At 70.9% G+C, this 12,754-nt stretch carries 12 protein-coding genes; 3 read left to right on the top strand and 9 right to left on the bottom strand.

Features of this window, described 5'->3' with window-relative positions; all coding sequences use genetic code 11:
• Positions 1-52 precede the first annotated feature (52 nt).
• From RL72_RS00760 to RL72_RS00720, 9 genes are all read right to left on the bottom strand, one after another.
• On the bottom strand, positions 53-367 hold the full coding sequence (locus tag RL72_RS00760) for a GIY-YIG nuclease family protein (RefSeq protein WP_045248891.1): 315 nt from the start codon (positions 365-367) through the stop codon (positions 53-55).
• Positions 368-777: 410 nt separating this feature from the next.
• Entirely contained in the window at positions 778-1,761 is a 984-nt protein-coding gene (locus RL72_RS00755; protein ID WP_045248890.1) for a methyltransferase family protein, read from the bottom strand.
• Between the two features lie 172 nt (positions 1,762-1,933).
• Positions 1,934-2,647 (bottom strand): alpha/beta fold hydrolase, encoded by a 714-nt coding sequence (locus tag RL72_RS00750; protein WP_045248889.1) that lies wholly within the window; start codon positions 2,645-2,647, stop codon positions 1,934-1,936.
• 46 nt (positions 2,648-2,693) lie between these two features.
• Entirely contained in the window at positions 2,694-3,281 is a 588-nt protein-coding gene (locus RL72_RS00745; RefSeq protein WP_045248888.1) for a TetR/AcrR family transcriptional regulator, read from the bottom strand.
• Positions 3,282-3,349: 68 nt separating this feature from the next.
• Positions 3,350-4,183, bottom strand: a complete 834-nt coding sequence (locus tag RL72_RS00740; RefSeq protein WP_045248887.1) for an ATP-binding cassette domain-containing protein — start codon at positions 4,181-4,183, stop codon at positions 3,350-3,352.
• The gene (locus RL72_RS00735) at positions 4,180-5,988 is read right to left on the bottom strand and encodes a dipeptide/oligopeptide/nickel ABC transporter permease/ATP-binding protein (protein ID WP_045248886.1); all 1,809 of its coding nucleotides are present in this window, start codon (positions 5,986-5,988) and stop codon (positions 4,180-4,182) included. The genes RL72_RS00740 and RL72_RS00735 overlap by 4 nt, the downstream gene beginning before the upstream one ends.
• Positions 5,985-6,926: an ABC transporter permease gene (locus RL72_RS00730; protein ID WP_045248885.1), complete on the bottom strand. Its 942-nt coding sequence runs from the start codon at positions 6,924-6,926 to the stop codon at positions 5,985-5,987. The genes RL72_RS00735 and RL72_RS00730 overlap by 4 nt, the downstream gene beginning before the upstream one ends.
• A gap of 65 nt (positions 6,927-6,991) precedes the next feature.
• Positions 6,992-8,524 (bottom strand): ABC transporter substrate-binding protein, encoded by a 1,533-nt coding sequence (locus RL72_RS00725; protein WP_248700320.1) that lies wholly within the window; start codon positions 8,522-8,524, stop codon positions 6,992-6,994.
• Between the two features lie 215 nt (positions 8,525-8,739).
• Positions 8,740-9,696, bottom strand: a complete 957-nt coding sequence (locus tag RL72_RS00720) for an aldo/keto reductase (RefSeq protein WP_045248884.1) — start codon at positions 9,694-9,696, stop codon at positions 8,740-8,742.
• Positions 9,697-9,795: 99 nt separating this feature from the next.
• Here RL72_RS00720 and RL72_RS00715 point away from each other — a divergent pair, with 99 nt between their 5' ends.
• Genes RL72_RS00715 through RL72_RS00705 form a run of 3 tightly spaced genes read left to right on the top strand, consistent with a single transcriptional unit; the run spans position 9,796 to position 12,626 of the window.
• Positions 9,796-10,515 (top strand): SDR family NAD(P)-dependent oxidoreductase, encoded by a 720-nt coding sequence (locus RL72_RS00715; protein ID WP_045248883.1) that lies wholly within the window; start codon positions 9,796-9,798, stop codon positions 10,513-10,515.
• Between the two features lie 40 nt (positions 10,516-10,555).
• Positions 10,556-11,656: a zinc-binding dehydrogenase gene (locus RL72_RS00710; RefSeq protein WP_045248882.1), complete on the top strand. Its 1,101-nt coding sequence runs from the start codon at positions 10,556-10,558 to the stop codon at positions 11,654-11,656.
• Positions 11,657-11,666: 10 nt separating this feature from the next.
• Positions 11,667-12,626, top strand: coding sequence for an aldo/keto reductase (locus tag RL72_RS00705; protein ID WP_045248881.1), 960 nt, complete (start codon positions 11,667-11,669; stop codon positions 12,624-12,626).
• The last annotated feature ends 128 nt before the right edge of the window (positions 12,627-12,754 follow it).

Genomic DNA, 12,754 nt, shown 5'->3' with positions numbered 1-12,754 from the left:
GACCAACCCCACCCCCGCGCCCCTTCGAGAACCTCAGGGACCTATGACGACCTCAGAGACCGGGGCGGGACCGCTCGTCCGGAGTCCGGCGCAGCGACAGCCACGGCAGGTCGGCACCGCGCTCCTCGATCAGTGCGATCTTCTTCGCCCTCGACCACCCCTGGATCTGCTTCTCCCGCGCGAACGCCAGATCCACAGTCTCGAACCACTCGGCGCAGACCAGGCGCACGGGCCGGCGCCTGCGCGTGAAGTTCGCCCCCATGACGTCGTCGTGGTTGTGCTCCCAGATCCGAGCCTCCAGGTCGCGCCCCGTGCTGCCCGTGTAGAAGGCGCCGTCACTGCACTCGACGATGTACGTCCATGCCATGCGGCGATGCTCGCAGAACCCCGGAAGCGTCGGGCGCGTTGTCCACAGGGGCTTTTCGGGGCAGCGCCTCTGTCCCTTCGAGAGCCTCAGGGACCCCCGCCACCGCCGCCCGGTCGCTGAGGCACTCGAAGCGACACCCCGGCCCCTCCCGGTCGCTGAGGCACTCGAAGCGACCCCCGGTCCCTTCGAGAACCTCAGGGACCTTCGAGAGCCTCAGGGACCGGCGCCGCGCACCCCGTCCCTTCGAGAACCTCAGGGACCAAACCCGCCGGGCCCTTCGAGAACCTCAGGGACCATATGGGGCGGGCGACGTGTCCGCTCGTCGCCCGCCCTGGATCCGATCCCGTCCGCAGGTCCGGATCCTGATGCGCCGCCCCGCCCGCACAGGAGCAGGACGGGGCGACGCGGTCTCACACCGCCGTCGCGACGAGCACGCGGGGGCTCGCCGGAAGCGCGATCTTCTCGCGCACCTGCCAACCCGCATCCTCGAGCCAGCCGCGCACCTGCGCCTCCGGATAGACCACGGTGCCGTCGATCACGAGGTACTCCCCCGCGTGCAGCGCGTCGATGGCGCGCTGGCCGGGGTCGTCGTCGAGGAAGAAGTCGAGCACGGTGAGGGTCGCCCCCGGCACCGCCGCCGCACGCAGGTTCCGGAAGATCTGCGCGTTCTCTTCGGCGGAGAAGCGGTGGATCACGTGGTTCGCGAGCACGGCATCGTAGGACCCCTCCGGCTGCGCCGTCGCCGTGTCGCCGACCTGCACGCTCGCCCGGTCCGCCAGGCCCGCAGCCTCGACCGCCTCCGCGACGCCGTCCTCGAAGCCGGGGGCGTAGAGGAACGTCGTGCGCAGGGCGGGGTTGCGCGTCATCGCCTCGACCGCGAAGCCCGCGGACAGCCCGCCGAAGTCGAGCGCGTTCGTCGCCCCGGACAGGTCGACGAGGCGGCCGAACTCCTGCGCGTGCAGGGCGTTGTACGTCATCACGCCGGCCATGAAGGTGCCCCAGCGCGCGTCGTCCATCTGCAGCTCGCCGGGCTCGGCGGTGTCCACCGTGTGCGCGAACTGCAGCCAGTGCGGGTAGCTGATCTCGCCGAGGAAGGTGAGGAAGGGCGCGAGGTCGAGCTCGGCGGCGCCGCCGGCGAGATAGGCGGCGGCGTCCGCCTCGAGCGCGTAGCGCCCGTCGGTGCGGGTGAGCAGGCCCTTGCCCGCCATCGCGTCGGCGAGGATGCGGGCGATGCGCTCGCTCACGCCGGTGCGCTCCGCGATCGCGGGCACGGTGTCGGCGCCGTCGGCGATCGCGCCGAAGAGGCCGATCCTGCTCGCTTCGAAGAGCTGCTTCGAGGCCATGTAGCCGGTGGCAATGTCCAGGATCCGCGCGGCGTCGGGGGTGGTGGTCATGTGTCTTGCCTTTCGTGTTTCTACGATTGTAGGAATTAAAGGTCGAGGGTGTCCAGGGATTGTTCGGGAACCGCGTCTCGTCTCGGGCGCCTTCGGCGTCCTCGCTCAACGCCCGGAGCGGGCCGGCATCTTCGGCGTCCTCGCCCAACGGCCCCGGGGCACCGGGCCGGGCTCAGTCCTCCGCGAGGAACTCCGCCACGGCCACGCGGAACTCCGGCGCGTGCAGCGCGGCGCCGTGATCGCCCGGCACACGCACGACGCGGGCGTGCGGCACCGCGGCGGCGAGGGCGTCGATCCCCTGCGCCATCGGGTCCTCGCTGCCGCCGATCAGCAGCACCGGCTGCTGCGGGACTCCGACCGCCGGGTCGAACGGCTCGGAGGCCAGGCCCGCGATGAGGTCGAGCAGTGCATCCGGCCGGTTGCCGGGCGATGTCGCCATGCCGAGGATCATGCCCGTGATCGGATCCGCTGGCGCCTCGCCGCCGGCGAGCGCGGCGCGCGCAGACGGCAGATCGACCAGCGTGAACGGCTCGATCGGGCTGAGCCCGCCCAGCACCAGGCGGCGCACGGTCGTCCCCGGGTGCCCGGCGAGCGCCCAGGCGAGTCGCGCTCCGAGGGAGTAGGCCACGACGTCGACCTCCTCCCCCGCGACGGCATCGGCGATGAGCTCGACCACCCCGCGGGTGGGGAGCACGCCGACCCGCGGGCTGCGGCCGTGCGCAGGCAGGTCGATGCGCACGGCCGGCCTGCCGCCGAGCACGGGCGCCCAGTCCTGCGCGGGCCAGTCGAGGGCCGCGTGGGAGGCGAGGCCGTGGAGGAACAGCACCGGACGGCCGGTCCCCCCGCTCCGGGTGACGGACAGGGTGGTCTCGGGTGCACCGGTCATCGGGCGCCCTCCTCTCGGTGAGGGGTGGAGGCCGCCGCGGAGCCGGTCAGCGCAGTCGCGCGAGGAACCGGTCGATGTAGGCCTGATAGTCGGGGATGCGGTCGCCGTCGGGGTACATGAGGTTGATCACGGTCGCCCCCACGGCGACCGAGATGAACTCGTTCGCCATCGCGATGTAGTCCTGGTCGCGGATCGCGCCGGCGTCCCTGGCCGCTTCCATCCGCTCCACGAGCATGGATCTCCAGCGCGCCAGGTGCACCTGGTAGAGCTCGGCGAGCGACTCGTTCGACATCGCGTACTCCCACAGGGCGAGCAGGACGCGTCCGCTGGCGATCTCGTCCCGTCCGCTGGGGAGCGTGCCGATCAGGACCTGTCGCAGCATCTCCTCCGGTCCGAGCTCGGCCGAGATCGACGCCTGCAGCCACAGGTCGTGCTCGTGCAGCACGGTCTCGAACGTCGCCGCGACGATGCTCTCCTTGCCCGGGAAGTAGTGCTTCAGCGCCCCGTTCGCGAACCCCGCCTCCGCGGCGATGCTGCGCATGGTCGCCGCCTCGAACCCGCCCTTGAGGATGATCCCCTTGGCGACCTCGACGATCTCCCGACGGCGCTGGTCGTGATCGATGATCTTCGGCATGGGTTCCTTTCGACGAGACGCCGGGCGACGACGCGATGCCGGGCGCGGCCCGGCGGGACCGCTGCCTGCTACCGTACCGGCGCATCCGCGGCCTCGCGCAGCGCCAGCCATTCGGCACGGCGCGTCCTCTGCACGACGGGGTCGGCCACCGGCGAGGCCAGCCGCAGCCGCTCCGCGTACGGATGCCGGGGCGCCCGGGTGATCTGCTCGCCCTCCCCCGTCTCGACGATCTCACCGCGGTACATGACCGCGACACGATGGCAGACGCGCCGCACCACCCCGAGGTCGTGCGAGACGAAGAGGTAGGAGACCCCCGTGTCGCGCTGCAGCTCGATGAAGAGATCCAGGATCGTGGCCTGCGTGGTGAGGTCGAGCGCGCTGACGGGCTCATCGCACACGATCAGCCGCGGCCGGCGCACCAGAGCCCGGGCGATCGCGACGCGCTGACGCTGCCCGCCGGAGAACTCGCTCGGATAGCGGTCCATCGCCGCCTCAGGCAGGCGCACGCGATCGAGCATCTCCCGCACCCGCCGCTGCGACTCCGCGCCGCCCAGTCCGCTGGTCAGCAGAGGCTCGGTGAGGATCTCGCCGATCGTCATCGCCGGGTTGAGCGAGCCGTAGGGATCCTGGAACACGACCTGCACGTCGGCGGCGAGCGCGCGGCGCTCCGCCCGGCCGAGCGCCGTGATGTCCCTGCCGTCGAAGCGGATGCTGCCCGACGTCACGGGAGCGAGACCCAGGATCGCCTTGCCGAGCGTGGACTTGCCCGAGCCGGACTCCCCCACCAGGCCCATGCACTCGCCCGGCGCGACGTCGATCGAGACGCCGTGCAGGGCGCGGAAGGCCTTGCGTCCGCGGCCGTACTCGACGACCAGATCCTGCACCTCGAGCAGCGCGGTCATGCGCGCACCTCCGTCGTCGTCGCGGCCGCGGAGGCGGCGGTCGCATCCAGTTCTGCGCGCCCTGCCGCATCGTCCAGGGACGCGGCGATGAGCTCTCGGGTGTACGGCTGCTGCGGACGGGCGAACAGCGGATCCGCGTCGCCCTGCTCGACGATCTCGCCGCCGCGCATCACGATCACGCGATCGCAGATGTCGGCCACCACGCCGAAGTTGTGGGTGACGATGAGCAGGGCCATGCCGTATTCCTGCTGCAGTTCGCGCAGCAGCTCGAGCACCTCGGCCTGCACGGTCACGTCGAGGGCCGTGGTGGGCTCGTCCGCGATCAGGATCGAGGGCTTCCCCGAGATGGCTCCGGCGATGAGCACGCGCTGCGCCATGCCGCCGGAGACCTGGTGCGGATAGCTGCGCATCACGCGCTCCGGATCCGCGAGCCCCACGCGCAGCAGCACCTCCCGTGCGCGCGCCTTCGCGTCGGCGGCACTCATGCCGTGCACGCGCCGCAGCGGCTCGATCAGCTGGTGCCCGATCGTGTACGAGGGATCGAGGTTGCTCATGGGCTCCTGCGGCACGTACCCGAGCTCGCGGCCGAGGAGCGCCTGGCGCTGCTTCGGCGCCGCCGCGGTGACCTCGCGTCCGGCGATGAGGATCGCGTCGGCGTCGCTCGCGCCGCTGGCGGGCAGCAGGTCGAGCACCGAGAAGATCGTCTGCGACTTGCCGGATCCGGATTCGCCGACGATCCCGACGACCTCGCCCGGGGCCACGTCGAAGGTCACGCCGTGCACCACCTCGACCACCCCGTTCGGCGTCGCGTGGCTCACGCGCAGGTTCTCCACGCGCAGCGCCGACGCCTCGGCGGCGTGCCGCACAGCGCCGGTCGCCGGGGCGGCCGCCGCGTCCGCGGTGACGGCGGAGCGCCCGCGCCGGCGCAGCCGCGGCGTGCGCACCTGCGCGAGCTCGGCGAGCGTGGAGCCCATGATCGCCAGCACGGCGATGGTGAGGCCGAGGGCGACGGAGGGCCAGAGCAGCATCAGCGGGTAGGTGAGCATGAGCCGGAAGCCCTCGAGCATCATGGCGCCCCAGCTCGGCACGTTCGAGTCGCCGATGCCGAGGAACTGCAGGCCCGCCTGCATGCCCATCGCCATCCCCGCGGTGAGCGCGGTCTGGATGATGACGGGCGGATAGACGGCGGCGACGACGTGGCGGGAGATGATCCGCAGGTCGGAGAGCCCGGACACGCGCGCCGCGTCGATGTACGGCTCCTCGCGCACCGCGAGGGTCTGCGAGCGGGCGATGCGGAAGTAGCCGGGCACCATGAAGACGCCGACCGTGACCATGAGCAGCTCGAAGTTGTTGCGGCTGCCCGCGGCGACCACGAGCAGGATGATCATGCCGGGGATCGACTGCAGGGCGTCGCTCACCCACAGGGCGATCCGGTCGAAGACGCCGCGGAAGTAGCCCGCGGCGACACCGGACGGCACGCCGATCACGACGGCCGTGACGATCGTGACGAGCGCGCCCCAGATCGTGATCCGGGTGCCGTAGATGAGACGGCTGAGGATGTCGCGGCCCGTGGAGTCGGCGCCGAGCAGGTGCGCGGCCGAGGGCGGGGCCTTGGCGGCGGCGAGATCGACGAAGTTCGGGTCCATCGGCGCGAGCAGGGGCGCGAACACCCCGACCAGCACGATGAGCACGAAGACCGCCAGCGGGACGTACCCGCCGGGATGGCGCAGGAAGCGGCGGAACAGGCCGGAGCGGCGGCGCTGCTTCGCGCGGTCGAACGCGACGCGGATGTCGGTGGTGGTCATGCGACGCGCACCTTCGGGTTGATCCAGCCGAGCACGAGGTCGAGCAGGAGATTGATCAGGACGACGAAGACGATCGACACCACCGTGATGCCGAGGAGCATGGGGATGTCGCCGTTCTGCGAGGACTGGTTGGTGAGCATGCCGATGCCGGGGAGGCTGAAGATCTGCTCGACCACGATCGCGCCGCTGAGCAGCCCGACGAACATGAGCGCGATGACGGTGAGCGCCGCCGGCGAGGCGTTGCGCAGGATGTGCAGGTTCACGCGCGTCGCCGACAGGCCCCGGCTGCGCAGGGTGCGCACCCAGTCCTGCCGGCTCTGCGCGATCACGGCGTTGCGCAGCTGCTCGGAGACCGCGACCACGCCGCCGAGAGCCAGCGAGACGGCGGGCAGCGTGAGCGAGCGGATCCACCCGTCGACCGACTGCGACGGCTGCACGTAGCCCACGGCGGGGAACCACTTGAGCTGCACGGCGAACCACAGCACGAGCACGAGGCTGACCCAGAAGCCCGGCAGGGCGAACAGCACGACCGAGACGCCCTTGAGGATCCGGTCGAACCAGGTGCCGGGCCGCAGACCCGTGATCATGCCGAAGGCGATGCCCAGGATCGCGGTGAGCAGCGTCGCGAACGTCACCACGGAGAGCGTCACCGGGATCTTGATCGCGAGCTGTGCGCCCACGGGCTGGAAGTTGCGCCAGGAGGTGCCGAAGTCGCCCGTGAGCAGGTGCGAGAACCAGTCCCAGAACTGCACGAGCAGCGGACGGTCGATGCCGATCTTCGTCGCCAGCGCCGCCTGCTGCGCCGGGCTCGCGGTGGTGCCGAGGAGCGCGGCGGTCGGATCCTTGATCGCCAGGTGCGCGAGGAAGAACGTCGCGACGGAGACGACCACGAGCAGCACGATGCCGGACAGCAGCCGCTTCGCGGTGAACAGGAGCATGGGGGCCTCTCGGGGGTGAGAAGGAGCGGGGGGCGGACCCTGCGACGGGCCCGGCCCCCGGGGCGTCAGCCCTGGGTGATGTAGCGCAGCGTCGGGAACATCATGCCGATGACCGGCTGGATCTTGATCCCGGGCACCGTGTAGTAGGTGTTGTCCGCCTGGTACCAGACCGACCACCAGGCCTGATCGACGAGGGCCTTGTTCAGCTCCTTGATCGCCGCGGTCTGGTCGGATCCCTTGGTCTCCTGGACCTTCTTCACGAGCGGCGCGAGCACGGTGTTGCTCGCGTAGTCGGGGGCCGGGTTGAACCACTGCTTGCTGGTGACCTGCCGTGCCACCGTCGCGACCTCGTTGCCGTCCATCGCCAGGAAGGAGATGAACATCGGGTAGTTGGGCGCGTTCAGCTGGTAGTCGGGCATCTGCATGTTGTCCCAGGTGACCTTGACGCCGATCGCGGTCAGCGCCTGCTCGGCCGCCGGCTTCCACTGCTCGAAGATCGGCGACATCGGCATCGAGATCTCGAACCCGTTCGGGTAGCCGGCCTCGGTGAGCAGCTGCTTCGCCTTGTCGACGTTGTAGGCGTACTGACCGTTGAGCGATTTGTCGTTGACGGATCCGCCGTCGGGGAACACCTGGTTCGTCGCGACGCCGGCGCCGTTGCCGACGGCCTTGAGGATCGCCGCGCCGTCGAAGGCGTCGTTGAGCGCCTGACGGACCTTGAGATCCCCCAGCGCCTTGTTCTTCGCGCCCGTGTGATCGGTGATGACGAGACCGGCCCAGCCGGAGACCCGCGAGACCGTGTTCCAGCCCTGCTGCTGGGCGGCGTCCTTGTTCGCGATGTCGCCGTACTGCACGTTGATCTGACCGCTGAGCATGGCGTTCTGACGCGCGGTGGCGTCCATGATCGGGAAGATCGCGACCTTCGTGAAGGCGTAGGCCTTCGCATCCCAGTAGCCGGGGACCTTGGTGAAGTGGTACTCGGATCCGGCGACGCTCGTGCTGCTGTCCAGCGTGTACGGGCCGGAGCCGACCGGCTCCTTGCCGAGCGTGCCGGCGGCGATCGCCTTGGGCGACATCACGTAGCTGCGGCCGAGCCCCATGAAGTACAGGATCGTGTCGTCGCGCTGGGTCAGATTGATCTTCACCGTGTGGTCGTCGACCGCCTCGAAGGAGGACACGTTCGTGTAGGCCTCCCCCGAACGCGCGCCGGCCTTGAGGTACTCGAGGCTCTTCACCACGGCATCGGCGTCGACCGGGGCGCCGTCGCTGAACTTCCCGCCCTTGTGCAGGGTCAGGGTGATACTGAGGTCGTCGGAAGCGACCTCCCACTTCTCCGCGAGGGCGGGGACGGGCTTCCCGTCCTTGTCGAGCGCGATGAGGGCGTCGTAGACGGCGGACAGGTACGGACCGTCGAATCCGATGTCGGCCACGGCCGGATCCCAGGACGTGACGTCCAGGAAGTTGCCGATGTTGAGGTCCTCCGGCGCGTTCGCGACCGCCGCGCCGCTCGTCTGCGTCGCGGCGCCTCCGCCGGAGCAGCTGGTGAGGGCGAGGACCGCGGCTACGGCCGCGGCGATCGCGAGGGGAATTCGCTTCATGGTTCCTTCTCTCGGTGCGGGTTGAGGTGAAGAAGGTTCGAAGAGCCTTCGGCCGCGCTCCGGGGAGCCTTACCGACGTCACTTCGATGTGTCGTTGCGGTTAGTCTACATGTGTGGAAAAAGAACGCAAGCCGCCCGCTCCCGGCGTGGCCGCCGGACGGCCGGCCGGCTTGCCGCCGGGCGCGTCCGGCATGACCGTGAACGCATGATTCCGCTCACCACGCGCCGTCGTCGCGGACGTCGACGTCGGCCTGCAGGCCCGCAAGCGCCTCCCGCACCTCGGGTCCGCGCTCGGCGACGAGCGCGAGAGCGGCGTGATTCTGCTCGAGCTGCTCCATCCGGGAGGCGCCGAACAGCACGTTCGCCGCGGCCGGGTGGGTGAGGCAGAAGGCGATGCCGAGCGCCGCCGGCGTCACGCCGAACCCCGCGGCGATGCGGGCCACCTCCGGATACAGCGCAGCGATGCGCGCCCGGATCCCGCCCACGTCGGCGCCGATCTTGCGCCCCGGCGTGCGGCCGGTGGCGAGGATCCCGCCCTCGAACACGTCAGAGGCCTGCAGGGCGAGCGTGCCGTCGGCGAACAGCGGCCCGTACGAGGCGCCCTCGGCCATCGCACGGCGCGCGATGCCGTACTTGAGCTGCGCGAACGAGGGACCGACGAGACCCGCATCGGAGGCCGCGGCCAGAGCCGCCCGCGTGTGCTCGATCCGCCAGTTGTTGATGCCCCAGCCGCCCACGAGGCCCTCGCCGACGAGCGCGTTCACGTCGGCGACGATGCGCGCCACGTCGGGCTCCGTCGCATAGTCGCCGACCACGAGGGTGTCGAAGCGCTCGAGGCCCGCGCGCTCCAGGCTCTCGGTCAGCTGCGCGCGGAACGACTGGCGCGGCCAGTCCCACAGCCAGAGCTTGCCGCACAGCACGATCTCGTCCCGGCCGACGCCGCTCTCCCGCAGCGCCTGGCCGAAGAGGATGTCGGTGCGCGAGTTCTCGGCATGCGGCCCCATGTTGTAGTACGCGACGTCGAAGAATCCTGCATCCAGGTCGGCTGCCCGGCGGATCATCGCCACCGCGTCGTCGGGATCCATCCGGTCCCAGGTGTTCCAGGACCCGAGGGCCAGCGGGGGGACGGCGAGGCCGCCGAGGGTCTTGCGGGGCAGCGCGGGCGCGGTCATGAGGCTCCTTCGGCTCGGTGCGCGAACCCGGCGAGCCCGGGTTGCGTTTTTCTATGCTTGTAGAATATAACGGAGGAGCCCCGTCAGAGAGGACGTGAGATGACCGTCTCCCCCCGCCGCATTCTCGTCACCGGAGGAGCCTCCGGGCTCGGCCGCGGCATCGCCGCCGCCTTCCGCGAGGCCGGAGACGAGGTGATCATCGGCGATGTGAACGCCGAGGCGGCGGAGGCCGTCGCCGCAGAGTTCGGTGCCACCGCGCTCGCGCTCGACATCGCCGATCCCGCCTCCGTCGCCGCGGCCGGCGCCGCGCTCGGGAGCGTCGACGTGCTCGTGAACAACGCCGGTGTCGTGCTCGGCGGCGGCACACAGCAGCAGGTACCGCTCGAGGTGTTCGACGCAGCCGTCGCCGTGAACATCCGAGGCACGTTCCTGATGCTCCGCGAGTTCGGCCCGCGTCTGCCCGACGGCGGAGCGATCGTCAACACCTCCTCGATCGGCGGACGCCAGCCCACCCCCGGAATGGGCCACTACGAGATGACCAAGGCCGCGGTCGACGCGATGACCCGCACCGCGGCGATCGAGCTCGCCGGCCGCCGGATCCGCGTGAACGCCGTCGCGCCGGGGCCGATCCTCACGCCGCTCACCGCGGGCTTCGCGACCGACCCGCAGGCGCGCGCCGCCTGGGAGGCGCGGATCCCGCTCGGCACGATCGCCGAGGTCGCGCAGGTCGCACCGCTCGTCGTCTTCCTCGCGAGCGCGGCCGCGAGCCACATCACGGGCGTCTCCGTGCCCGTCGACGGCGGGCAGCTGCTCGTCTGAGCCACGGCATTCCCCCGCTTCCGCCCCGGAAAGGACCCGCATGACCCTCCCCACCACCACGCGCGCGGCCGTGCTGACAGAGCACGGCCGGCCGTTGACCCTGCAGGAGCTCCCCCTGCCCGCCGAGATCGCGCCGGGCGCCGCCCTCGTCCGCATCGCGGTATCCACCCTGTGCGGCACCGACATCGAGATCTGGGAGGGCCGGATGACCTTCCCCGGGATGCTCCCGATGGTGCTCGGCCACGAGATGGTCGGTGAGATCGTCGCCCTCGGCGATGGCACCGTCGACGCCCTCGGCCGCCCCCTGGGCGTCGGCGACCGGATCGGCTGGTCCGAGTCGACGTGCGGCGAGTGCTACGGCTGCGTCGTGCTGCGCGAACCCGTGCACTGCTCGCGTCGCGGCTACGGCTTCCTGCAGCGGTCCGACGTGCCGCCGTATGCGACCGCGGGCCTTTCTGAGTACGCCTACGTCACGCCCGGCGCCGCCAAGCTGCTGCTGCCGCCGACGGTCAAGGACACCTGGGCGTCGATGGCCGGCTGCGCGGCGAAGACGGTGCTGCGCGCCTTCGAGCGCGGCGGGCGGATCCGCCCCGGCTCGACCGTCGTCGTGCAGGGATCGGGCGCTCTCGGGATCTTCGCGACGGCCGTGGCGAAGATCTCCGGCGCCGGTCGTGTGATCACGGTCGGAGCCCCGGCGGCGCGCCTCGAGCTCGCGGCCCGGTTCGGCGCGGACGCCGTCGTCGACTTCCGCGAAGGACCGGTCGCCGCGCAGGTCCTGGAGCTCACCGACGGCCACGGCGCCGATCACGTGTTCGACTTCGCCGGCTCCCCTGCCGTCGGGCCGGACGCCGTCGAGATGGCCGCGCGCCGAGGAACCGTCGTGATCGTCGGCTCCACCGGCCCCGCCGGCGATGCGTTCCCGATCAGCACGGTGATGGGCAAGGAGCTGACCCTGGTCGGCTCTCTCAACGGCGACATCGCCGACTACGCGCGCTCGATCGACTTCTTCCAGGCGTTCGCCGACCGGTTCCCGTGGGACGACCTGTTCAGCGCCCCCGTCGGTCTGGATCAGGCCTCCGCGAAGATCGCCGACATGCACCGGCTCGATGAGGTCAAGGCCGTCATCGATCCCCGACGGTGAGGACACCACGATGACCACGACCCTCCCCCTGCGCGAGATCGGCACGAGCGGCATCCGCGCGTCGCTGTTCTCCCTCGGCTCCTGGCACACCTACGACCGCATGGACTTCGGCGACGCGACCGCCATGCTCCGCGAGGCCGTCGACCGCGGCGTGAACCTCTTCGACGTCGGCGTCTACACCGGTCCCGGGATGCCTCCCGCGTTCACCGACGTGATCTTCAGCGCCATGGTGCGCGCGGCCGGGCTGCGTCGTGACGAATGGCTGCTGTCGTCGAAGCTGTGGCTCGAGACCTTCGGCGCCGACGGCTTCCGCCCCCAGCTCGAGAACGCCCTGTTCCGCGTCGGGACCGAGCACGCGGATCTCGTCATCCTCGGCGACCTGCGCCGCGACGACCTGGAGCTTCGCGACCTCGTGCTCGACCTCGCGGCACTCGCCGACGCCGGCCTGATCCGCGCGTGGGGCGTGAACAACTGGTCGGCGTCGTCGATCCAGACGCTGATCGACATCGCCTCCGCCGAGGGCGTCCCCGGCCCGCAGATCGCGCAGCTCAAGTACAGCGTCTCGCGACGGTCGATCCCCGACGGGGCACCGTTCGCGCGGCTCTGGGAGCAGGGGCTCACCCTCCAGGCCTCCGACTGCCTGGAGGGCGGCGTGCTCGCCGGCAAGGTGAACGGCGACCGCCAGATCGGTCGGGATCCGGGCGACATCCGGCAGCGGATCATCGATGACGTTCCCGCGTTCACCGCCCTCGCGGAATCGCTCGAGGTCACCCCGGCACAGCTCGGGATCGCCTTCACACTCACGCATCCGGCGCTCACGACGACCCTGTTCGGGGCGTCGAGCATCGCGCAGCTGCGCGCCAACCTCGAGGCCGCCGCCCTGGTCGACCGCATCGGCGCCGACGAGCTCCGCCGTCTCGTCGCCCCGTTCTGGGCCGACCGTGACGTCGTGGATCCGGAGGGCCCCTGACCTCCGGTCAAGGCCGTCATCGATCCCCGACGGTGAGGACACCACGATGACCACGACCCTCCCCCTGCGCGAGATCGGCACGAGCGGCATCCGCGCGTCGCTGTTCTCCCTCGGCTCCTGGTCGTCGC

This window comes from Microbacterium azadirachtae (genome assembly GCF_000956545.1).
Classification (GTDB): domain Bacteria; phylum Actinomycetota; class Actinomycetes; order Actinomycetales; family Microbacteriaceae; genus Microbacterium; species Microbacterium azadirachtae.
Note: the sequence above shows the minus strand (reverse complement) of the source record. Positions and strands in the feature narration are given on the sequence as shown.

Coding starts and splice junctions, on each gene's coding strand:
- RL72_RS00705 (WP_045248881.1), top strand. CDS start 11,667: ATGACCACGACCCTCCCCCTGCGCGAGATCGGCACGAGCGGCATCCGC.
- RL72_RS00745 (WP_045248888.1), bottom strand. CDS start 3,281: ATGCCGAAGATCATCGATCACGACCAGCGCCGTCGGGAGATCGTCGAG.
- RL72_RS00730 (WP_045248885.1), bottom strand. CDS start 6,926: ATGCTCCTGTTCACCGCGAAGCGGCTGCTGTCCGGCATCGTGCTGCTC.
- RL72_RS00735 (WP_045248886.1), bottom strand. CDS start 5,988: ATGACCACCACCGACATCCGCGTCGCGTTCGACCGCGCGAAGCAGCGC.
- RL72_RS00715 (WP_045248883.1), top strand. CDS start 9,796: ATGACCGTCTCCCCCCGCCGCATTCTCGTCACCGGAGGAGCCTCCGGG.
- RL72_RS00725 (WP_248700320.1), bottom strand. CDS start 8,524: ATGAAGCGAATTCCCCTCGCGATCGCCGCGGCCGTAGCCGCGGTCCTC.
- RL72_RS00710 (WP_045248882.1), top strand. CDS start 10,556: ATGACCCTCCCCACCACCACGCGCGCGGCCGTGCTGACAGAGCACGGC.
- RL72_RS00760 (WP_045248891.1), bottom strand. CDS start 367: ATGGCATGGACGTACATCGTCGAGTGCAGTGACGGCGCCTTCTACACG.
- RL72_RS00720 (WP_045248884.1), bottom strand. CDS start 9,696: ATGACCGCGCCCGCGCTGCCCCGCAAGACCCTCGGCGGCCTCGCCGTC.
- RL72_RS00755 (WP_045248890.1), bottom strand. CDS start 1,761: ATGACCACCACCCCCGACGCCGCGCGGATCCTGGACATTGCCACCGGC.
- RL72_RS00750 (WP_045248889.1), bottom strand. CDS start 2,647: ATGACCGGTGCACCCGAGACCACCCTGTCCGTCACCCGGAGCGGGGGG.
- RL72_RS00740 (WP_045248887.1), bottom strand. CDS start 4,183: ATGACCGCGCTGCTCGAGGTGCAGGATCTGGTCGTCGAGTACGGCCGC.